At 56.3% G+C, this 21,008-nt stretch carries 22 protein-coding genes and 1 pseudogene; 12 read left to right on the top strand and 11 right to left on the bottom strand.

The genetic code is table 11. From position 1 onward, the window contains the following. Window positions 1-54: 54 nt before the first annotated feature. Window positions 55-624, bottom strand: a complete 570-nt coding sequence (locus tag PSES9_RS0109850) for a helix-turn-helix domain-containing protein (protein WP_010486470.1) — start codon at window positions 622-624, stop codon at window positions 55-57. Window positions 625-648: 24 nt separating this feature from the next. Continuing rightward, window positions 649-1,938, bottom strand: coding sequence for an NAD(P)/FAD-dependent oxidoreductase (locus tag PSES9_RS0109845; RefSeq protein ID WP_010486469.1), 1,290 nt, complete (start codon window positions 1,936-1,938; stop codon window positions 649-651). Between the two features lie 173 nt (window positions 1,939-2,111). Here PSES9_RS0109845 and PSES9_RS0109840 point away from each other — a divergent pair, with 173 nt between their 5' ends. Then, entirely contained in the window at window positions 2,112-2,672 is a 561-nt protein-coding gene (locus PSES9_RS0109840; protein ID WP_010486467.1) for a tetratricopeptide repeat protein, read from the top strand. Between the two features lie 86 nt (window positions 2,673-2,758). On the opposite strand, the gene PSES9_RS0109835 is transcribed toward PSES9_RS0109840, so the two are convergent. Beyond that, window positions 2,759-3,103 (bottom strand): YciI family protein, encoded by a 345-nt coding sequence (locus tag PSES9_RS0109835; RefSeq protein WP_010486465.1) that lies wholly within the window; start codon window positions 3,101-3,103, stop codon window positions 2,759-2,761. A gap of 576 nt (window positions 3,104-3,679) precedes the next feature. On the opposite strand from PSES9_RS0109835, the gene PSES9_RS0109830 reads away from it, so the two are divergent. Beyond that, window positions 3,680-3,883, top strand: coding sequence for a hypothetical protein (locus PSES9_RS0109830; RefSeq protein ID WP_010486464.1), 204 nt, complete (start codon window positions 3,680-3,682; stop codon window positions 3,881-3,883). 59 nt (window positions 3,884-3,942) lie between these two features. On the opposite strand, the gene PSES9_RS0109825 is transcribed toward PSES9_RS0109830, so the two are convergent. Further along, window positions 3,943-5,451 (bottom strand): helicase HerA-like domain-containing protein, encoded by a 1,509-nt coding sequence (locus tag PSES9_RS0109825; protein WP_010486462.1) that lies wholly within the window; start codon window positions 5,449-5,451, stop codon window positions 3,943-3,945. 178 nt (window positions 5,452-5,629) lie between these two features. On the opposite strand from PSES9_RS0109825, the gene PSES9_RS23300 reads away from it, so the two are divergent. Together PSES9_RS23300 and PSES9_RS25690 are read left to right on the top strand one after the other, a co-directional pair. Beyond that, window positions 5,630-6,904 (top strand): methyl-accepting chemotaxis protein, encoded by a 1,275-nt coding sequence (locus PSES9_RS23300; protein WP_443216056.1) that lies wholly within the window; start codon window positions 5,630-5,632, stop codon window positions 6,902-6,904. A gap of 96 nt (window positions 6,905-7,000) precedes the next feature. Beyond that, window positions 7,001-7,507 (top strand): annotated as a pseudogene (locus PSES9_RS25690) (methyl-accepting chemotaxis protein); the annotation flags it as partial. 42 nt (window positions 7,508-7,549) lie between these two features. Here the strand turns inward: PSES9_RS25690 and PSES9_RS0109815 are convergent. From PSES9_RS0109815 to purU, 3 genes are read right to left on the bottom strand one after another with little or no spacing between them, the layout of a single operon-like run. After that, on the bottom strand, window positions 7,550-7,759 hold the full coding sequence (locus tag PSES9_RS0109815) for a hypothetical protein (protein WP_010486460.1): 210 nt from the start codon (window positions 7,757-7,759) through the stop codon (window positions 7,550-7,552). Window positions 7,760-7,807: 48 nt separating this feature from the next. Beyond that, a complete protein-coding gene (locus PSES9_RS0109810; protein ID WP_010486458.1) occupies window positions 7,808-8,233 on the bottom strand; it encodes a CBS domain-containing protein in 426 nt (141 codons plus the stop codon). 45 nt (window positions 8,234-8,278) lie between these two features. Next, on the bottom strand, window positions 8,279-9,130 hold the full coding sequence (gene purU / locus PSES9_RS0109805) for a formyltetrahydrofolate deformylase (protein ID WP_010486456.1): 852 nt from the start codon (window positions 9,128-9,130) through the stop codon (window positions 8,279-8,281). A gap of 299 nt (window positions 9,131-9,429) precedes the next feature. Here purU and mvaT point away from each other — a divergent pair, with 299 nt between their 5' ends. After that, window positions 9,430-9,804, top strand: a complete 375-nt coding sequence (gene mvaT / locus PSES9_RS0109800; RefSeq protein ID WP_010486454.1) for a histone-like nucleoid-structuring protein MvaT — start codon at window positions 9,430-9,432, stop codon at window positions 9,802-9,804. 176 nt (window positions 9,805-9,980) lie between these two features. Here the strand turns inward: mvaT and sbcB are convergent, their stop codons facing one another. Beyond that, a complete protein-coding gene (sbcB, locus tag PSES9_RS0109795; RefSeq protein WP_443216055.1) occupies window positions 9,981-11,420 on the bottom strand; it encodes an exodeoxyribonuclease I in 1,440 nt (479 codons plus the stop codon). Window positions 11,421-11,582: 162 nt separating this feature from the next. On the opposite strand from sbcB, the gene PSES9_RS0109790 reads away from it, so the two are divergent. From PSES9_RS0109790 to PSES9_RS0109765, 6 genes are read left to right on the top strand one after another with little or no spacing between them, the layout of a single operon-like run. Then, window positions 11,583-12,329: an RDD family protein gene (locus tag PSES9_RS0109790; RefSeq protein ID WP_010486451.1), complete on the top strand. Its 747-nt coding sequence runs from the start codon at window positions 11,583-11,585 to the stop codon at window positions 12,327-12,329. Further along, window positions 12,326-13,309 (top strand): stage II sporulation protein M, encoded by a 984-nt coding sequence (locus PSES9_RS0109785; RefSeq protein ID WP_010486449.1) that lies wholly within the window; start codon window positions 12,326-12,328, stop codon window positions 13,307-13,309. Before PSES9_RS0109790 ends, PSES9_RS0109785 begins: the two co-directional genes overlap by 4 nt. Next, window positions 13,296-14,909 carry a DUF4129 domain-containing protein gene (locus PSES9_RS0109780; RefSeq protein WP_010486448.1) on the top strand — a complete coding sequence of 538 codons (1,614 nt, stop codon included), beginning with the start codon at window positions 13,296-13,298 and terminating at the stop codon, window positions 14,907-14,909. Before PSES9_RS0109785 ends, PSES9_RS0109780 begins: the two co-directional genes overlap by 14 nt. Then, window positions 14,906-16,204 carry a DUF4350 domain-containing protein gene (locus PSES9_RS0109775; protein ID WP_010486447.1) on the top strand — a complete coding sequence of 433 codons (1,299 nt, stop codon included), beginning with the start codon at window positions 14,906-14,908 and terminating at the stop codon, window positions 16,202-16,204. The genes PSES9_RS0109780 and PSES9_RS0109775 overlap by 4 nt, the downstream gene beginning before the upstream one ends. Then, a complete protein-coding gene (locus tag PSES9_RS0109770; RefSeq protein WP_010486446.1) occupies window positions 16,201-17,241 on the top strand; it encodes an AAA family ATPase in 1,041 nt (346 codons plus the stop codon). Before PSES9_RS0109775 ends, PSES9_RS0109770 begins: the two co-directional genes overlap by 4 nt. A 34-nt stretch (window positions 17,242-17,275) precedes the next feature. Further along, a complete protein-coding gene (locus tag PSES9_RS0109765) occupies window positions 17,276-18,607 on the top strand; it encodes a DUF58 domain-containing protein (protein ID WP_010486444.1) in 1,332 nt (443 codons plus the stop codon). Between the two features lie 82 nt (window positions 18,608-18,689). Here PSES9_RS0109765 and PSES9_RS0109760 read toward each other — a convergent pair whose 3' ends face one another. The 3 genes from PSES9_RS0109760 to PSES9_RS0109750 all read right to left on the bottom strand — a co-directional run bounded on the left by PSES9_RS0109760 (window position 18,690) and on the right by PSES9_RS0109750 (window position 20,088). After that, a complete protein-coding gene (locus PSES9_RS0109760; RefSeq protein ID WP_010486442.1) occupies window positions 18,690-18,974 on the bottom strand; it encodes a PA4642 family protein in 285 nt (94 codons plus the stop codon). 69 nt (window positions 18,975-19,043) lie between these two features. Then, entirely contained in the window at window positions 19,044-19,526 is a 483-nt protein-coding gene (locus PSES9_RS0109755) for a WbuC family cupin fold metalloprotein (protein WP_010486440.1), read from the bottom strand. 4 nt (window positions 19,527-19,530) lie between these two features. Then, window positions 19,531-20,088 carry a hypoxanthine-guanine phosphoribosyltransferase gene (locus PSES9_RS0109750; RefSeq protein ID WP_010486439.1) on the bottom strand — a complete coding sequence of 186 codons (558 nt, stop codon included), beginning with the start codon at window positions 20,086-20,088 and terminating at the stop codon, window positions 19,531-19,533. Between the two features lie 281 nt (window positions 20,089-20,369). On the opposite strand from PSES9_RS0109750, the gene upp reads away from it, so the two are divergent. After that, window positions 20,370-21,008: a uracil phosphoribosyltransferase gene (upp, locus tag PSES9_RS0109745; RefSeq protein ID WP_010486437.1), complete on the top strand. Its 639-nt coding sequence runs from the start codon at window positions 20,370-20,372 to the stop codon at window positions 21,006-21,008.

Below are 21,008 nucleotides of genomic sequence, written 5' to 3'. Positions count from 1 at the left end.
GCAAACGCCAAACACGACAAAATAATTGCGATTAATGGGGCCGCGCAGGCCAGCCTACCTGAAGACCCAAAGCACGCGCGTCATCTGCTGGCTGAGGTTCGCATAGCGAAACTGGCTGTGTGGCGGCAACTGAAAACCATCGTTGGCGCGCAAGGTCACCGGGCTGGCCTGCTCATCGCCAGCATCCCCAATCCAGATGGTCAGTTCGCCCTCAAGCACAAACCCGCCTTGCTCGGAGCTGTCATCCAAATGCCCTTCACCACTGGTGGCGCCAGGCGCCAGATGACTTTCCAGCATAGAGAAACCGGCCGACATGCTTGGTGAAACCAGAACGTCAGTAATCCCGCCAGCGTAATACAGGGTCCGGCGTTCATCGGGACGGGTCACCCAAGCCACCTCACGGGGTTTGCTGAGGTTATAGAAATAACTGGTAGAGACGCCCAACGCCTCCGAGATAGCGGTCAGGTCAGCTACCGTAGGCTTTGAAATCGCCCGTTCAACCTGCGACAGAAAGCCCACTGAACGCCCCACCTGTCCAGCCAAGGCCTCGAGGCTGACCTTTTTGTGCTTGCGCAGGTCACGAATCAGTATCGCCAGTCCTTCGACTTCGTCTTGCATATCCATATCGAATCCTCAAACAAGCATGGACTAAAGCGCATCGCGCAGGCGGTACCAGGCCTTGCCCAGGGCCTCGATGGGCGCTGCAAGACGGGAACCACCGGGAAAGGCCGGGTTGTGCATCCCTTGGTAGAGAGCCAGCAACTCGCTATCGCCAAGAATCGCATCGCTCACCGCCCGAGCTCCGGCCAGGGTGGGTAAAACGCCATGGCCGGAAAACCCTTGCAACCAGTAACGCTGGCCTTCGCAACCAATATCCGGAGTGCGCTTCATGGTGCAGTCGATATGACCGCCCCACCCATAGTCCAGCGCAACTCCGCGCAGTTGAGGAAATACCCGTTCGAGATAAGGCCGGGTTGCAGCCGCAACGTCCTTAGGAATTCCACCTAGGTATGTGCAGCCACCGCCGAACAACAGGCGGTTATCGGGGGTCAAGCGGAAGTAGTCCGGGACGAACTGGTTATCGATGACACAACTGTTTTTCGGCAGCAACGATTGGGCCAGTTCCGCCTCCAACGGCTCGGTTGCAACTTGATAGGAGCCCACGGGCAATATGCGCCGGCTCAATGTCGGTTCCAGACGATCAATATAGGCATTGCAGGCCAGGACCAGCACATCAGCATGCACCTCACCGTTGGCTGTTCGTGCGCGGTAACCTTCAGCCGTCTGCCGGTAATCCAATACCTGACTCTGTTCGAAAATCTGCCCGCCCAGTTGCTCAATTGCAGTAGCCAGGCCCTGGGCGAGTTTCAGCGGATTGATGTGCGCTCCCTGCGGGTCATAGAGCGCCGCCTGATAACGATCACTGCCTATCCAGTCGCGCAATTCATCCCCGGCAATAAAGCGCACGCCCGGGCTGTTCCATTTTTCATGCGCTTCGCGTTCGGCGTCCTGCAACTGGGTCACTCGCCGCGCCAATACCGCAGTGTAGAGGCTGCCCGGACGGTAATCGATATCAAAACCATAACGCCTGGGCAACTCACGTATTTCATCTGCGGCCCATTGCATGCTGCGCCACAATTGTTGCGCACCACTCAAACCCAGCGCCGCTTCGAACGGCGGCATATCGCATGACCAACCGAGCAGCGCCTGGCCGCCATTACGCCCCGATGCCGCCCATGCCAACCGACTGGCTTCGAGAACCACCACGCGCTTGCCTGCCTGTAACAATCGCAACGCACAATGCAGCCCGCTAAAGCCACCACCAATGATCAGCACCTCGGTACTCAGCGACGCCTCAAGGGTATCGCGCAAACGCAAAGGTTCTGGATAGGTTGCGGCATAATAACTCTGAACGTGCTGGGCGGACTGTTTGAACATGGCTGCCTCATGAAATATTCAACTCATAATCTCATGAAAATTTACTATATAAATTTCAATCCACCAAGAAATCCATGGCTTTGCCAACTTATTCCCGTCACTGTTGTCTTTGTTGAGGCTTCTTTAGTCATGCCGCCTTATGCACCATGCTCTCGTCAAATCAGGAATCAACCATGATCAAAACCAATCTACTGGCGCGCCCAACCCTACCAGCCGTGCTGTTTACCCTGCTTGTCCTCGGCGGTTGCGCCAGCAAAGATGCGGGCACTGATACAAGCGCTCCTGCCACCTCACCCGAAACCACCCAGGAACAAACTGCCAACCCCGAGTTTGATCAATTGCGAAAAGCGGCCGAAAGCGGCGACGTGGAAAGTCAATTCAAGCTTGGCAGCGCCTACTTCGTCGGCCGTCCGGTCAAGGATCTCAAGCAAGCCGAATTCTGGTGGAAAAAAGCCGCTGACAAGGGCCACTCCATGGCAGCCGTTAGCCTGGCCTACCTCTACACTGGCCGTGATGACGCATCCTTTGCCAATCGCGATGCCATGCTCAAGTATTTGAACCAGTCAGCAGCTGGGGGCAACCCAATGGCCCAGCATATTCTCGGCAACCTCTATTTCACCGGCGAACACGGCGTAACCCGCGACCCCAATCAGGCCAAAGCGCTCTACAGCGCAGCCTGCAAAGCAAACTATGCGGTTAGCTGCGAAGCATTGAAGAAACTGCAAACGCCTTAGTCAGCGGTTTACCAAGCGTAACTATAGGCCTCGTCGTCCAAGAGGCCTTTAGTGATACAAACAATGGATGCCGTTATTAAATTAAGTTAAATATCCAACTCCCTGACCGGGCGAACTTCCACACACCCCACTCGTGCGGCTGGAATATCACCGGCCAATTGAATTGCTTCATTCAAGTCACGTGCATCAATCAAATAGAACCCAGCCAGCTGTTCCTTGGTTTCGGCAAAAGGGCCGTCGGTGATTGAGAGCTGGCCACCACGCTTACGCACGGTCGTTGCACTGTGCACCGGCTGCAACGCTTCGGCGGCAATCATTCGGCCACTTCGTTGCACCGCTTCTGCATAGGCCCAGCACTCCTCGTCTTTCGGGCTGTCCGGTGAGGTGTGTAATTGTTGTTCATTGCTGTAAACCAGGCATAAATACTTCATCACGGCCTCCTTCGCGGCGCTGTGTAGGTGATGCTTATGATCTAGTCGTTTGAGCATATTAGCATTCGACACAGCCCGTTCCATTTAGCTCAAGCCAAAGTTCCCTGACAGCTGGAAACCCTCGTCCTAGAGGGCAAAAACCGGTAATTAAAAAATTCAAAAAAAATACACAGCGCTTAATTTTTCTTAAAGCCAGGCTGCCAATCTGTAATCTTTTAACCCTGGGCAAGTCATACACAACGCATGACGGCCTCCCGCCTGTAGCCAACAGTCAGGGCCATGCTCCCATTACCAACTAAAGAGGCAACAAATGACGATCTGAATACTGAACCAAGTGGTGCAAGGGCTGGACATTTTTCAACTGATCGCGATAATTGCTTCAGATCGACAGTGAAAGTCGGCGTCTATACCCAGCAAGCGTTATTTTCATTGACTGTATTTAAAGCCGCCCAGTCGGCGTGTTTTATTGCCAATTGAAAACTGACAGTACGCTTCCACATTAATAGTGACCGTAACAACGAGCCCAACCCGCTCGCGTTGTCACTTCAATAGATAACTCAGACCTTGGGATTTAACGTGACCAAAGACGAACTGCGCGCCGAACTTGAGCGCCAGGCGCAGCGTTACAAGGATGTCTACGGCGGGGAAGTACTGACCTACGCCGCCCAGCCGGAACCGGAACGCAAGCCTTGGCGTAAAAGAGCCTCTCTTCTCGATCAAGCCTTTGATAAAGAGATACAGAAAATCGAAAAAGAGCTGGAAGAAAAAACCGGACCTTGAGCCATCGACTGCCAGACAGAGCTATTGAACCTCCATCTGGCTGACTCGACCTGATGTTTTCAGCGTTTTTTACTGCCTAGCAAAGACCCCAGCAAACCACGCACCAACTGTCGACCAAACTGGTTAGCGGCTTGGCGTACGGCGGTTTTCATGGCCTGGCTGGCAAAGCCTCCCAGCATATCAGTGGCCATATCCGCCAAGCTTTCGTCTTGCTTGACGGCTTTGTTCTTGCCTGTGGTCTTAGCGGGTGCCTGGGCCTCTTGCTCAACCTCGGCGGCGGCCGCTCGCGCAGTCAGTAACTCATAGGCGGATTCACGGTCGATTGGCTTGTCATAGCGTCCAGCCAGCGGCGACTGCTTGATCAAGGTGCTGCGCTCGGCCTCGGTCAATGGCCCGACACGCGACTGCGGCGGGGCGATTGACACACGCCGGACCATGCCTGGAGTGCCCTTCTCTTCCATGGTACTGACCAGCGCCTCGCCAATACCAAGCTCGGTGAGCACGCTGAGCGTGTCGAACGCGGGATTGGGACGAAAACCCTCGGCGACCGCGCGTAGGGACTTCTGTTCTTTCGCGGTAAATGCGCGCAAGCCATGTTGAATGCGCAAGCCCAGCTGCGCCAGCACATCGTCGGGCAAGTCGCTTGGCGACTGTGTGACGAAATACACCCCGACGCCTTTGGAGCGAATCAAGCGCACCACCTGTTCCAGGCGCTCCTGCAAAGCCCTGGGCGTATCGGCAAATAACAGATGCGCTTCATCGAAAAACAACGCCAGCACTGGCTTATCTGCATCGCCGCGCTCCGGCAGTTGCTCGAAAAGTTCGGCCAGCAACCACAACAGGAAGGTGGCGTAGACTTTCGGTGCCTCATGCACCAGGCGACTGGCGTCTAGCAAATGCACGCGACCCTGGCCGTTTGGATCGGGCTGAAGAATATCTTCGAGCTGCAAGGCCGGCTCACCAAACAAGGCCTCGGCACCTTGCTGCTCAAGACTGGAAAGCCGGCGCAGCAAGGCCTGGCCTGATGTTTTGGTAAATAGGGCGCCGTCCTCACCGAGCACTTCGGGATGATCTTTCAGATGCCCGAGCAAGGCTTTCAGATCTTTGAGGTCGAGCAACAACAAGCCTTCCCGATCCGCCACTTTAAATGCGGCATAGAGTGCAGCTTGCTGGCTGTCGCTTAGCTCCAGCAGTGAACCGAGGAGCAAAGGCCCCATTTCACTCAAGGTGGTGCGCAGCGGATGGCCACTTTCGCCGTTGATGTCCCAGAGTGAAACCGGGTAGGCCCTGGGCACATGGTTAAGCCAGGGCATGCTGGTAATACGCTCGGCAATCTTGCCTTGAGGATTGCCCTGGGCGCCGACACCGCATAGATCGCCTTTCACATCCGCAGCGAACACCGCGACTCCGGCATCGCTAAAGCTTTCAATCAAACGCTGCAGCGTCACTGTTTTCCCGGTGCCGGTTGCGCCTGCAATCAAGCCGTGGCGATTGGCCAGACGCAAGGATTGACCGACCGGCTGTCCTTCAAGATCAGCCCCTAGGATTATTTGCTTTGCTACAGCCATATTTACCGTCCTCTGGATTAAAGCTTCTGGGCCCGACTGCCGACATATCCGACTGTGGAGCCACTGAAAAATGTGATGCAGGCGTTTTTTTGCAGGCTCCTTAAGGCCGCTAGTTTGCGTTGCCGCGTATATATCCTTCTCAAAGACTGGCTTCAGTACCCTAGGGGCGCAAGCGTGTATGAACACAAATTTGAAATTCAGTCACAAGATACTGCTGGCTGCTGCCTTGGTGGTAGTTGCAGCATTCTCGATTTTCACACTCTATAACGATTATCTGCAACGCAATGCCATTGCCGAGGACCTCGAAAGTTACCTGCATGAAATGGGCGACATAACCGCCAGTAACATCCAAAACTGGCTATCCGGCCGAATCCTGCTGGTTGAGAGCGCTGCCCAGTCAATATCGAAGAACCCCGATAACGCAGCGGTTGTCGGCCTGCTTGAACAGAAAGCCCTGACTTCAACCTTCGACTTTACTTACCTGGGCGGCACCGACGGCAGCTTTGCCATGCGCCCGGACGACAAGATGCCAGATGGCTACGACCCACGCACCCGGCCCTGGTACAAAGAAGCGCTGGCCACAGCAGGCACCACGCTGACCGAACCCTATGTTGACGCGGCAACAGGCGGTTTGATTATCACTATCGCCACACCCGCTCCGAATGCGGGCGTGGTTGGCGGCGACTTGAGCATGAAAACCCTGGTCGAGACCATCAACTCCCTGGACTTTGGTGGCATCGGCTTTGCCTTCCTGGTCAATTCGTCCGGTCAAATATTGGTTCATCCGGACAAGTCGCTGGTCATGAAATCACTCAAGGATGTCTACGCTGCCAATGCGCCAACCATCAGCGACACTATCAGTGAGGTTGAGATCAACGGCAGCAAGCGCATCATAAGTTTCACCCCGGTAAAGGGCTTGCCGTCGGTTAACTGGTACCTGGGCCTTTCAATCGACAAGGACAAAGCCTATGCGATGCTCAGTGAATTCCGTACATCAGCCATTGTTGCGACCATCATTGCCGTGGTCCTGATCATGCTGTTGCTAAGTGCCCTGATGCGTGTACTTATGCAGCCGCTGCATACGATGGGCCAGGCCATGCGGGATATCGCCATGGGTGAAGGCGACCTGACACAACGCCTGGCCACGACCAGCAACGATGAATTCGGAGAAATGGCCAAGTCGTTCAATCAGTTCGTTGAACGGATTCACAGCTCGATTCGAGAAGTGTCCTCGGCCACCATCCAGGTGAATGAAGTTGCCAAACTGGTGGTAAACGCCTCGAACTCCTCGATGCTCAACTCTGATGAGCAAGCCAGCCGGACCAACAGTGTCGCCGCCGCAATCAATGAACTTGGCGCCGCAGCCCAGGAAATCGCGCGCAATGCTGCAGACGCATCAACCCAGGCCTCGGATGCGCGTGAGCAAGCAGAGGACGGCCGATCGGTGGTTTAGCGCACAATCGCGGCGATGAATGACCTGTCCGGAAAAATCAGCACCTCTTGCAGCAACATCGAAGCGCTGAACAGCAAGACCGTAAACATCGGCCAGATCCTTGAAGTGATCAAAAGCATCTCGCAACAGACCAACCTGCTGGCACTCAACGCAGCGATTGAAGCCGCACGGGCCGGCGAAGCAGGACGCGGCTTTGCCGTCGTCGCCGATGAAGTGCGCAACCTTGCACACCGCACACAAGAGTCGGCGCAGGAAATCGAAAGCATGATCGAAGAGTTGCAGGTTGGCTCACGCGAATCGGTGACGACCATGACCGAAAGTCAACGTTACAGCGAGGAAAGCGTCGCCATTGCCAACCAGGCCGGCGAACGCCTTGGCAGTGTCACCCAACGTATTGGCGAGATCGACGGCATGAACCAGTCGGTGGCCACTGCAACCGAGGAGCAAACTTCGGTAATCGAATCGCTGAACATGGACATCATCGAGATCAACACCCTGAACCAGGAAGGGGTCGAAAACCTGCAGGCCACACTTCGCGCCTGTAGCGATCTGGAGCGCCAGGCAACCCGTCTCAATCAATTGGTGGGCAGCTTCCGTATCTAGCGCGACAAGGGCTTCAAACAGGGCGCCATCATGGCGCCCTGTCTAATTGTGGGATTGGTCATGCGGCTCCTGGCGAGGATCGTCCCGCTCATCCTCTTGATCAATATTCTGCGTTTGCTTGAGCAGCGCCTGCGCAGCAGAGAAGTCTGCACCGTCCTCGGGGCTTAATTGATCAATGTCGTAACGACTCAGGCAACCCTCTCCAACCGTCTCCGGCGCCTTGGACACCGCACGATCAAATGGGTCAGACATGGGTTATCTCCTTGTGCGAAATGAGCAGTGGCTTGGCAAAAAGCTTAATCAATCCGCCTGCGACCTGCCCTGTTCATGCTGGGCAAACTCCTTGGCGGCACGCAGCACATCACTGCGGCTTATCTGCCCGACCAGGCGACCATCGGCAATCACCGGCATACGTCCCAGCTTGCCTTGCAAAAAGCGCTCGGAGACTTCGATTACGCTGGTTTCCGGGGTAATGGTTTCGATATTGCGACTCATGTAGTCACCAACCGTACCGCCAATCGACTCGTAATAGGCTCCAGACAGGGTTGCCCGCAAACAATCCCCCTCCGATATCAGGCCCACCAGACGCCCCTGTGAATCAACCACCGGAGCCCCGGCAATCCGATGCTCAAGCAATCGATTGATTGCTGTGAATAAATCGGTCTCGGCGCGAAATGTCACCAAGTGGGTGGTCATGTAGTCACGAACCTTGATTGACTTGAGCATAATCGAATTCCTCTAAGCGTCGCCCGGCTGGCGTCTACAAGGCGGTCAATCGAATACAACCGTCTTGTTGTCGTGCACTAGAACACGATCTCCTAAGTGATAGCGTAGCCCACGTGAGAGCACCATTTTTTCAACGTCCTTACCAAGACGCACCATCTCCTCGATGCTTTCACGGTGGCTCACACGTACCACGTCTTGCTCGATGATCGGACCTGCATCCAGTTCCTCGGTGACATAGTGCGAGGTCGCGCCGATCAGCTTGACGCCTCGTAACGACGCCTGGTGATAGGGCTTGGCACCGACGAAGGATGGCAAGAAGCTGTGATGGATATTGATCACGCGTTGCGCGTAATCACGACACAACTGCGGCGGTAATATCTGCATGTAGCGTGCAAGTACAATCACGTCCGCCTGATGCATCTCGATCAAACGTGCCACTTCATCGAAGGCCGGCTGCTTGTCTTGTGGATCAACAGGAACATGGAAGAAAGCAATGCCATGCCACTCCACCATGCTGCGCAAGTCATCGTGGTTGGATATCACGCAAGGTATTTCGCAATCCAGTTCGCCACTGTGCCAGCGATGCAGCAAGTCAGCCAGGCAATGGGACTCACGACTCGCCATCAGCACGACACGCTTCTTGTGATCCGAATCGGTAACTCGCCACTCCATCGAAAACTCACGGGCAATCGGACCGAAGGCCTGCTTGAAGCCGTCTATATCAAAGGGTAGCGAGTCAGCACGAATTTCATGACGCATAAAAAACCAGCCAGTCTGATTATCCGAGTGATGGCTGGCCTCGGTAATCCAACCGTTATAAGTAGCCAGAAAATTACTGACCTTGGCCACAATACCAACACGGTCTGGACAGGCAATTACCAGCCGAAAAGTGCGCATGAAAAGCTCCTGCTGAATTCACAAAGGCGCCATTCTAGACAGTGCGAGAAAAAACCGCATTAATCCTGACAGTATGGGGCATACAAAAATGCTTAACCCCCACCCAATCAGCAGCCCCAGACAATAGACACAGCAAATAAGGGGCATTGTTTTTTCACACACTCCGTTGTTAGCCCAGGGTAAAACAACCTATTACTTGCAAGAGTGTGACTTTTCTTTATAAACCTGTTTACTTGTGAAAAGTGCATGTCTATTATTTGTTATACGTAGACACCTCAGAATGAATCAAGGTACACAATATGTCGCTGATCAACGAATACCGCGCTACAGAAGAAGCCATCAAAGAACTGCAAGAACGCCTGAAGAATATGTCACAAGATGACAAGCTGCAGAAAGAACTGGAGTTTGAAGGCAAACTGCGCAAACTGATGGGCGAATACCAAAAATCCCTGCGCGACATTATCGCGCTGCTCGATCCAGATGCAAAAGTCAGCAAGAACGCCCGCGCCGGCAAGGCCACCGGCACCAAACGTGCTCGCAAGGTCAAGCAGTACAAGAACCCGCACAATGGTGAAGTCATCGAAACCAAAGGTGGCAACCACAAGACGCTGAAAGAGTGGAAAGCCAAGTGGGGTGGTGACGTGGTTGAAAGCTGGGCTACTTTGCTGGGCTAATCGTCCGCAAGTTGTTCACTGTTTCAACAAAACGCCGGTTAAACCGGCGTTTTTTATGCCAAAAAATCATTGCCAACTATAGTTTGGCCCCTGCCGCCCCAGAAAAATATTAACCCTGTTATTAATGCCTACCGAGCACGGCCCGCAGTCCTACACTAACAGGCGAAAATAATCGACTAAGAAAGCCCGTAGCGCACAGCCAACTGCTCAACATAGGCTTGCCATTCACGCAAAATTAGTTGTTGAGAAGCTGTTGCAGTTAAAAGCGCCTGGTTCATGGCCTCGGCAAACTGGCTTATTGTATTGGGCGCACCATATTCGGGCAGCGTTAAGCGGTGCTGGCAAAAAACTTGCCAACGCACTTGCTCTTCTGCACTCAAACTTGATGGCAGGTTGCGGGCCCGATAACGAAACAGCAGCTCGGGTAGCCGCCCATCATCGAACGGCCAACTTTCTGTGGCCAGCTGTTCAGGTTCACAGCTGCGCACTCGCTCGCACAAGTTACGGTCGCGATTACCAATAAAGCCGTCGTAGAGTTGTTGTTCCGGATCATCGCTACCGGCAAATGCTTCATCGCGGTAGATCTCGGGCATTTTCGCCTGCCACTGGGACTGGGCAGCGATTAGCTGATCGGCGCGCCCCTGGAGTTTTGACAAATCGAGCTGCAAACGCTGGATATCAGCGTCTCGCAGCACACTCAATGGCGCGACCACCGGACAACGGTTGATATGCAGCAACTTCAAGGGCACCGGCAACTGGCCTTCGCCCAGTGCATCATGGCGGGTGTATAAACGCTCGCGCAGTGAATCGGCGGTTTCGTCGAGAAGCACGCTTGGGTCACGTTGCAAGTCACACACAATCAGCGCATTGCGGTTACGCGGATGCCAGGCCAGTGGCAGCACTACCGAAAGATAGTGGTTGTCCCCGGCAAAGCGGCCGGAAACATGCACCATCGGCTGCAGTAACTTGACCTGATCCAATACCCGTGACTTGCTACGCAGCTCATACAAATAAGAATAAAGTTTGGGTTGCTTGTCGCGCAGCAGCCGTGCCAGGGCGATAGTTGCGCGCACATCGGACAAGGCATCATGCGCCTGACCATGCTCAATACCGTTGGCCGCGGTCAGCAACTCCAGCTTGAGACTGACCCGCCCCTCCAGCTCGGGCCAGACAATACCTTCGGGGCGCAACGCATAAGCCGTGCGCACCAGATCAATCAAGTCCCAACGGCTATTGCCGCCTTGCCATTCACGCGCATAGGGGTCAAAGAAGTTGCGATACAAGCTGTAGCGCGTGACCTCATCATCAAACCGGATACTGTTGTAGCCCGCACCGCAAGTACCAGGCTGCGATAGCTGCGCATGGACCTGAGCCATGAACTGGGCTTCATCGAGCCCCCGCTCCGCCAATACCTGGGGCGTTATGCCGGTAATCATGCAAGCAGCGGGATGCGGCAGAATATCGTCGCTGGGTTTGCAGTAGATATTGAGCGGCTCGCCAATCTCGTTCAGTTGTTCATCGGTACGAATACCGGCCACCTGCAAAGGGCGATCGCGGCGCGGGTCGATACCGGTCGTCTCGTAGTCGTACCAGAAGATACTTGAAGTCACTGTCATGTCCTGAGCAAATGGCTTTTTCAGTCTAACATCGCTTATGGGTCCAATCTTTTTACCAATCAAAAGATTGAGTTGCGGCTTTTATCCACAGATTGTGCCGAGACAGGTTGCCTCGGCGCCTCGCGCTGGCTAGCATCGGGCTTTATTCATCGCAGTCAGCCGATGCCGCATATCGAAAACAGCCTAGAACACGCCACCAGCCAGACCTCGGCCCAGCCCAGTGCCGGGCTGCTGGATACGCGCTACCAAGTCGAAACACCAGAAGGTATCGATCTCACCCTGCGTCCAGCGGGACTTGTCCCTCGCGCGCTGGCGTATAGCATCGACTTGATTATTCGTGGCGTCGTCATGGGCCTGATGTACCTGTTGCTGGGCATGCTCGGCAAACTGGGCATGGGCCTGGGCACTATTTTGCTGTTCCTGGTGACCTGGTGGTACATGGTTCTGTTTGAGGTGCTCAACCAGGGCCGCTCACCTGGCAAGCAATGGATGGGGCTGCGCGTTGTACACGACGACGGCACGCCGGTTGGCTGGCCGGCCTCGCTGACCCGCAACCTGTTGCGCTTTGTCGATATCCTGCCGATGGGCTACACCTTTGGCATTCTCAGTTGCCTCAACAGCCCGACATTCAAGCGTTTGGGCGATATCGCCGCCGGTACCCTGGTCGTTTACCGCGAGGAAAAGCCGCAGCCCCCGATCCTGCCTGAAGCAGAGGCCATACGCGCTCCCTTCGCGCTCAGCCTGAAAGAACAACGCGCAATTCTTGGCTTCGCTGAACGCGCCAATGGCCTGTCGAAAGAACGCCGTATCGAACTGGCAGGCATCATCGCGCAACAGCTGCAGGTACCTGCCGAACAAGCCGAGCACAGGCTCAATGGGATTGCCCATAGCCTGGTGGGGCCAAGATGAAGCAGAGCCAATTCGAAAGCCATTACCAAGCCAGCTGGAAAGACTTTGCCAGCAAGCTGGATGGCCTGGAAAAAACCGGCAAGACCGATGCAGCTCACAGCAAAGGCTTCGCAGCCGATTACCGGCGCATTTGCCAGCACCTCTCGCTGGCCCAGGCCCGCGGCTACAGCAACTACTTGATTGAGCATCTGCAACAACTGGCTTTGCGTGGCCATCAGCAGCTCTACCGGCATCGCAGCACCATTGGCGCGCAACTTGTGGGGTTCTTGCTCAGTGGATTCCCCCGTCTGGTTCGAGCCCAGTGGCGCTTTGTAGCCGCTGCCAGCCTGCTGTTCTTTGGCAGCCTGATCACCATGGGCTTGCTGGTCTATTTGTTCCCTCACCTGGTCTACAGCGTGGTCGACCCGCAACAGGTGGCCAGCATGGAAAGCATGTACGACCCGGAAGCAAGCCGCCTCGGCCGCTTCAGTGAGCGTGGCGCCGGCGACGACTGGATGATGTTCGGCTTCTACATCATGAACAACATCGGCATTGCCTTCCAGACATTCGCCAGCGGCTTGCTACTGGGCCTGGGCAGCTTGTTCTTCCTTCTGTTCAACGGCGTGATGATAGGTGCGGTGGCCGGCCACCTGACACAAATAGGCTACAGCGAAACATTCTGGTCGTTCGTCATCGGTCATGGTGCTTTCGAGCTAACCGCCATCGCCCTTGCTGGCGCTGCGGGTTTGAAACTTGGCTGGGCATTACTCGCTCCCGGCCGCTTGCCGCGCATGGAGGCCTTGCGCCTGGCCGCGGCGGTCAGCATTCGCCTGGTTGCCGGGGCTGCAGTATTTCTGTTGCTTGCCGCGTTTATCGAGGCCTATTGGTCATCCATGACCTTTGCCACACCGCATGTTAAATACGCGGTAGGCGCCGCGCTCTGGGCATTGGTCTTGAGTTACCTGACCCTTGCAGGCCGAGGTGTACATGCGCCTGACTGAAGCCAGCGTAGCAATTCGGCCACGCAGCAACTGGGAAGCAATGGACCTGGGAGTGCTGCTTGCGCGGCGACATGCCGGGTTACTGATGGCCAGCTGGGCACTGGTCACCCTGCCGATATTCGCCCTGCTTTGCCTGGTATTCTGGGATTCGCCGGGCATTGCCATGTTCGTATTCTGGTGGCTCAAGCCAGCCTATGAACGATTACCGCTATACATTTTATCCAACTGCTTGTTTGGCAATACGCCGACACTAAAACAAGCCCTCAAAGCCTATCCCCGCCTGCTCAAGCCGCAACTACTGGCCAGCTTGACCTGGCGCCGTCTGAGCACAACGCGCAGCTTTGACATGCCGGTCATGCAGCTCGAAGGCCTATCCGGAACAGCCCGCAGCCAGCGCCTGGCAGTGCTCGGCCACAAGAATACCGGGACCGCAACCTGGCTGACAGTCGTCGGCGTCCACCTTGAAATGGCCCTGAGCCTTGGCCTGGCCACCCTGTTCTACCTGATGCTGCCCCAGCAACTCGAGCTGGACTGGAGCTGGCAAAGCCTGATTGCCCCTGGCCAGAACGACTGGATGTGGCTCGAACACCTGTCCAACGGACTCTATGCCTTGCTCCTGATTGTCTGGGAGCCGGTCTATGTAGCCTGCGGCTTTTGCCTGTACCTGAATCGCCGCACCGCGCTGGAAGCCTGGGATATCGAACTGGTATTTCGCCAACTGCAGCAACGCCTCAAAGGCATAGCCTATGCCCTGCTACTGGGCGCTGGCCTGCTCTTCAGCCAGTTACCCGGCACCGCCATGGCCAACCCGGAACTAAAGGCCTCCAGTACCAGCGCTGAATTGACAAGCGGGCCACATGTCACCCCCGACCCTCTTGGGCCGCACGCCGAGCGTTTGCAGAAGCAGGCCCTTAGCAGCCAGGCGGCGCAGCAGAGCATTACCCAGCTTCTCGATAAACCACCGTTTAAAAACCCGGAAACAGTCACGCGCTGGCGCTTGCGGGACGAGGCCGACGCCAACAAGGAAGAGTTCACGCCGGACCCAGATTTTCTAGAGTCACTGTTTTCAGGTTTGAAGACCTTGGGCAAACTGTGGGAGTCAATGGAAACCCTGGCCAGAGTATTCTCAGTTCTGCTCTGGGCTGGGCTGCTAGCCCTTATCGCATGGGTACTGTGGCGTTATCGAGACTGGTTAAGCACTTTCACCGGCCGTTTTGGCTTGCCCCAGCGCCCCCACGAACTACCGCCGAGCCAGATGTTTGGCCTGGAAGTCACGCCTGAAAGCCTGCCCGATGATATTTGCCGTGAAGTCAGCCAACTCTGGGAGCATGAGCCACGCGCAGCGTTGAGCCTGCTCTACCGCGCCTTGCTCAGCCGTTTGCTGCATGACTATAAACTCGCCCTGAAAAGCGCCCACACCGAGTCAGAAGTGCTGCAACTGGTTGCAAGCCTGCAACAGCCTTCGCTTGAGCAATTCAGCTCAAGCCTGACCCTGCATTGGCAAAACCTGGCCTACGGACACCGCCTGCCGCCAGCCACGGCCAAGCAATCACTGTGCAACAGTTGGCGCCAACTGTTTGAGCCTGGAGTCGAGGCATGAACCGTCGTACCGGTTTTTTCCTCGGCGCCCTGCTGATTCTTGCCCTTGGCTGGCTTGCCAGCTATTTGCTGGGTCGGGCTGAATCCTATGAAACGGTAATCGACCATGGCGCGGCGCCTGAAGTTAAAGCCAACCCCTACTTTGCCGCACAGTCCTTTTTACGCGCCCAAGGTGTCAAGGTTGAGACCGCCGACAGCCTGGCCAAGCTGAGCCAACTGCCCAGTGCCGGACACAGCCTGTTACTGCTGGGGGATCGCGAGAAAGTCACGCCACAGCAAACCCAGCGGTTGCTCGACTGGGCAGCCAAAGGCGGACATCTGATATTTGTCGCGGAACGCTTGTGGGATGACAAGAAAGGCAAGAGTGGTGATTTACTTCTCGACAGCCTGGGCATCCAGCAACTTGAAAGCGATAACCTCGACAGGCCCGAAGACGCCAAGGGCGCAGCCGAGCAGCCTGCCGCTGCAACCCAGGGCGAAGCTGATGAGGCAGAGCAACATGGCCTTTCACAATTGGAGCAGTTGTCGCAAAGCGATCCCGATGAAGCGCAGGCCGCAGCCCCGGCACCTGACAAAGAGCAAGATGCCTATCCCAAGCTGACCAAGCTCTATCTTGAAAACGAGCAAGCGCCGGCCTACATCAGCTTCGACACCGACTTTCATCTTTATGACGCCAAGAACCTTGCCACAGCCTGGGCCAATAGCGCGCAATCAACCCACATGCTCCAGCTCTATCATGGCGACGGCTTGATCACGGTATTAACCGATAGCTGGATCTGGCAAAACAATAAAATCGCCAAGTACGACAATGCCTGGCTACTCTGGTACCTGACCCAGGAAAGCGACGTCACCCTGCTCTTTCGCGCCGACCATGATGGCCTGCTGAGCTTGCTCTGGGAGTACTTCCCACAAGCGCTATTGGCCCTTGGCTTGCTCCTGGCACTTACGCTTTGGAGCGTCGGCATGCGCCAGGGCCCGCTGCAACTACCGGCAAGCTTCAGCCGCAGACAGCTGCAAGAACATATCCGCGCCAGCGCCGACTTCAGCCTCAGGCGCAGCGGCCAACAGACTCTGCTCCAAGGCTTGCAACTGGATATCCAACGTCGCGCACGCAAACGCCACCCTGGGTTTGAACGTTTGCCAGTGGCAGACCAATGGTTGGTTCTCAGCCGGCTGACACGCCTTTCCACCAGCACAATTGGTAAAGCCATGCGGCCACTGCCTCAGCAACGGCTAACCGCCACCGACTTCACCCGCCAGGTTGCCAACCTGCAAACCCTCAGGAATGCCCTATGAGCGAACATACTCCGGACCAGCCCAGCGCCAGCCCTGCAACCAGCCCAGCACCGGCCAGTTCGGCTGCCAATACGGCACAACAGCGCCAGCGCGCCAGCCAACTCGCCCAAGCGCTGCGCCTGGAACTGCAAAAGGCCCTGATCGGCCAGGCCCAGGTCATTGACGATGTACTGACCGCATTGATTGCTGGCGGCCATGTATTGATTGAAGGCGTCCCCGGCCTGGGCAAGACCTTGCTGGTACGCGCCCTGGCCAAATGCTTTGGCGGTGAGTTCTCGCGAATCCAGTTCACCCCGGACCTGATGCCCAGCGATGTCACAGGGCATGCGGTCTACGACCTGCAAAGCGAGCAATTCAAACTGCGTAAAGGCCCGGTATTCACCAACCTGCTGCTGGCGGATGAAATCAACCGCGCCCCAGCCAAGACCCAGGCGGCACTGCTTGAGGTGATGCAGGAGCGCCAAGTCACCCTTGAAGGCCGAGCGCTGGTCGTGCCGCTGCCCTTTATGGTTTTGGCCACGCAAAACCCCATCGAACAGGAAGGCACCTACCCGTTGCCAGAAGCCGAGCTCGACCGTTTCATGCTCAAGCTGCGCATGGATTACCCGCAGCAAGACGAAGAAATGCTCATGGTTCGCCAGGTGACCCGCTCCAGCAAGGCCGACATGCTTGAAGTCGCCCCGCTACGGACTCTGCTGCAAGGCAAAGACGTGCAAGCCTTGCAGAAGATCGCCAGCGACTTGCCAGTTGACGAGCAGGTTCTTGACTATGCCGTACGCCTGGCCCGCGCCACACGCAGCTGGCCTGGATTTGCAATCGGCGCCGGTCCCCGCGCCTCGATTGCACTGGTACGCGGCAGCCGGGCCCGTGCGCTATTACGCGGCGGGGATTTCGTTATCCCGGACGACATCAAAGGCTGTGCATTGGCGATTCTGCGCCATCGCGTAAGGCTGTCACCCGAGCTGGATATTGAAGGCTTGTCGGTTGACCAGGTCCTGCAACAGCTACTCGACCAGGTACCGGCGCCACGTCTATGACAACTGTCATCACTTGCTATTGGCTGGCTGCGCGATGAAACCGGCACCTCGCCTGCTTATCGCCATGGCGATCCTGCTGCTCTGCGCCTTGCTGCTCGGGGCCTTGGATGCATTGGCAATAGAGCTGCCCGCGATCATCAACTCGCTCTGGTGGGCACTGCTGCTTTTACTCGGCGTGGCAGCACTGATTGATGCCTGGCTATTGCACAAAGCGCCCTCGCCGAGCCTCGAACGTAACTTGCCCGGGCAACTGCCGCTGGGAGGCTGGAGCGATGTGCAACTGACCCTGCACCATGGCTACAACCAACAGACGCAAGTGCAGTTATTCGACCACTCGCCCCAGGACATGGCCACCGAGCATCTACCCCAAGACGTGGTGTTGAGACCCGGTGAACAAACCCGCACCAGCTACCGGGTGCGACCATTGGTACGTGGCCACTTCCGCTTCCCACGGGCTGAGATCAGCTTGCCTAGCCGCCTGGGCTTGTGGAACGGCCGGCGACGGCTTGAACTGGCTGGGGAAACCCGGGTTTACCCTGACTTTGCGCGCCTGCACGGCGCACAGCTGCTGGCGGTCGACGACTGGTTGAGCCAGATCGGTGTCCGCCAGCATCAACGGCGTGGCTTGGGCATGGAGTTCCACCAACTACGTGAATTTCGCGATGGCGACTCCCTACGCCAGATCGACTGGAAAGCCACTGCTCGCAAGCGCACGCCAATCGCCCGCGAATATCAGGACGAACGCGACCAGCAGCTTGTGTTTATGCTCGACTGCGGCCGACGCATGCGCAGCCAGGACGGCGAGCTTTCACATTTCGACCATGCCCTCAACGCCAGCCTGCTCTTGAGCTACATAGCGCTGCGCCAGGGAGACGCAGTGGGCCTGAGCACCTTTGCCAGCGACCAGCACCGCTACCTCGCACCTGTCAAAGGCGTTGCCCAGCTCAATGTATTGCTCAACGCAGTCTATGACCTCAAGAGCACTCAACTGCCGGCCGACTATAGCGCGGCGACTGATGCGCTACTGAGCCGCCAGCGTCGCCGGGCACTGGTGGTGATAGTCACCAACCTGCGCGATGAGGAGGACCAGGAGCTCCTTAATGCGGTTAAACGCCTGGGCCGCCAGCATCGCGTATTGGTCGCCAGCTTGCGCGAAGAGGTGCTGGATGCGTTGCGTCAGACACCCGTGCAGAACCTCGATTCAGCACTGGCTTACTGCGGCACGGTCGACTATCTCAACGCCCGCGACAAACTGCACGAGCGGCTACTGGCCAACAATGTCCCGGTGCTTTATGCCCGTCCAAGCGAGTTGGGGCCGGCATTGGTCAGCCGTTATCTAGCCTGGAAGAAAGCAGGCGTTATCTAGCCACAAACAAAAAAACCGCTGTTATAAGCTGCTGCCAAAGTCAGAGCAGCTTATAAAGCGGTTTCGGCCTGCGCGATGATGATCAGGCGATGGACTTGATCAACTCGATGTAAGGCTGGGCATTGCGTTGATCTTCAATCAAGGCAACAAAGTCCTTGCCGTCGGCATCCTTGGCATTGACGTCATAGCCGGCTGCCACGAAAAAGCCGAGGAAACGCTCGAAATCATCGATGCGCAGCCCGCGATAGGCTTTTACCAGCTTGTGCAGCGAGGGTGGCGTGTCATCAGCGGGTTCGACATCGAGGAACAACTTGATCGGCTCGTCACCAATCTCTTCACCAATCACTTGTTTCTTGTCTTTACGCATTACAGACTCCAGCTAAACCGGGCTTCACGGGGCGGCAAGTGTACCCCGCAGACCCATTGCGCTCAACGCTCAGTCGAGCGACTCGAATTGGGCGCGCATCCAACCCAGGTACTGCGCCACCTCTGGGCTGCCTTCGCGCGGCGCCCAACTGGCATGCTCGCCCTCACCTATCGGCAGGTAGGGACCGGCCTTGCATTCAAACAGAATGCTGTCGGCCTCAAGCACGACCAAGGCATGGAAGATCCCCGGTGGCAGATCAACCCCCACGCAATCAGAACCCGCTGCCAGAATTCGCTTATCCTGCACGGCCCCGTCCTGGTCGAATATCAACAGGCCCAGGCGTCCCTTTACCACCAGCAGCGCTTCAGCCTTGTCCGCACGAAGGTGGCGGTGAGGCGGGATGTAGGTGTCTGGCTGCAAACCAATAGCCATGCGATGACAGGGTTCCTGCATTTCATGGAAATTGTGATGCTGGCGCTGGCGCGGATTCTGCTCAGCCTTGCGCGCCAAGTCGGCGAACAAGGCCTGGTCGAGAAATGCAGGGCTGCGCACGGGCTTACATGCCTTTGACGGCAAAGATACCCGCGGCGTTGCGCCAGTAACCCTTGTAGTCCATGCCATAGCCAAAGATGTAGCGATAAATGCAGGGCAAGCCAACGTAGTCGGCTTTCAGGTCCGGACGCGCCTTGCGGTCATGATCTTTATCAACCAGCACCGCAGTATGCACAGCGCGAGCGCCTGCATGGTGGCAAAAGTCGATAATAGCGCCGAGGGTGTGGCCTTCATCGAGGATGTCATCAATGATCAGGACATCGCGATCAATAAACGAGACCTCGGGCTTGGCCTTCCAGAACAGGTCGCCGCCGCTGGTCTCGTTGCGATAACGGGTCGCGTGCAGGTAGGACAGCTCCAGCGGGAAGTTGAGCTTGGGCAGCAACTTGCCGGAGAAGATCAGCCCACCGTTCATGACACAGAAAACCACTGGATTGGTCTCAGCCATCTCGGCATTGATAACTTCAGCCATTTTTGCGATGGCCGCTTCGACCTGATCGTCGGTATACAGACAATCAGCCTCAGCCATTACCTGGCGGATGTGCGCGAGATCAGCAGACATGGTCGTTCCTCTTGGGGTTAGCGCAACACGAAAACCTGATCGGTGCGTCAAAATAAAAGTCGGCAAAGGTACGCATCTGTCTGCCTTCGAGCAAGCCTTCGCAGACAAACGTAGCGTTATTTGTGCAAGGTATTCTGGCTTTTTTGAGGATAATTGCCACAAATCAATCAAACCCACCTTAATTCAGATGACATCGAAGTAGAACAGTGCCGCCCTTTATTGCACTTAATGCTTTAATCTAAGCCAGTTTTTTTGCCAGCCCAGTCGGAGAGCCCCAACACATGCCAATCCAAGAGATTCGTCACCCGCTGATTCGCCACAAAATCGGCCTGATGCGTCGCGCTGATATCAGCACCAAGAACTTCCGTGAACTGGCCCAGGAAGTCGGCGCCCTGCTGACCTATGAAGCAACCAAGGACCTGCCGCTGGAAACCTACGAGATTGCCGGGTGGTGCGGTCCGGTTCAAGTGGAAAAGATCTCTGGCAAGAAAATCACGGTCGTACCTATTTTGCGCGCCGGGATTGGCATGCTCGAAGGCGTACTGAGCTTGATCCCGGGCGCCAAGGTCAGTGCCGTTGGTGTCGCGCGCAATGAGGAAACCCTGCAAGCACACACTTACCTGGAAAAACTGGTCCCGGAAATCGATGAGCGCCTGGCAATGATTATCGACCCGATGCTGGCGACCGGCGGCTCGATGGTTGCAACTATCGACCTGCTGAAGAAAGCTGGCTGCAAGGAAATCCGCGCCATGGTGCTGGTTGCGGCGCCTGAAGGGATCAAGGCAGTCATGGACGCTCACCCGGACGTTTCGATCTACACCGCGTCTATCGACGAACGCCTCAACGAAAACGGCTACATCATTCCTGGGCTGGGTGATGCGGGCGATAAAATTTTCGGCACCAAGCAAAAGGACGCCTAA

Origin of the sequence: Pseudomonas sp. S9 (genome assembly GCF_000222125.1) — a bacterium.
In the GTDB taxonomy this organism is placed as follows: Bacteria; Pseudomonadota; Gammaproteobacteria; order Pseudomonadales; family Pseudomonadaceae; genus Aquipseudomonas; species Aquipseudomonas segetis.
Note: the sequence above shows the minus strand (reverse complement) of the source record. Positions and strands in the feature narration are given on the sequence as shown.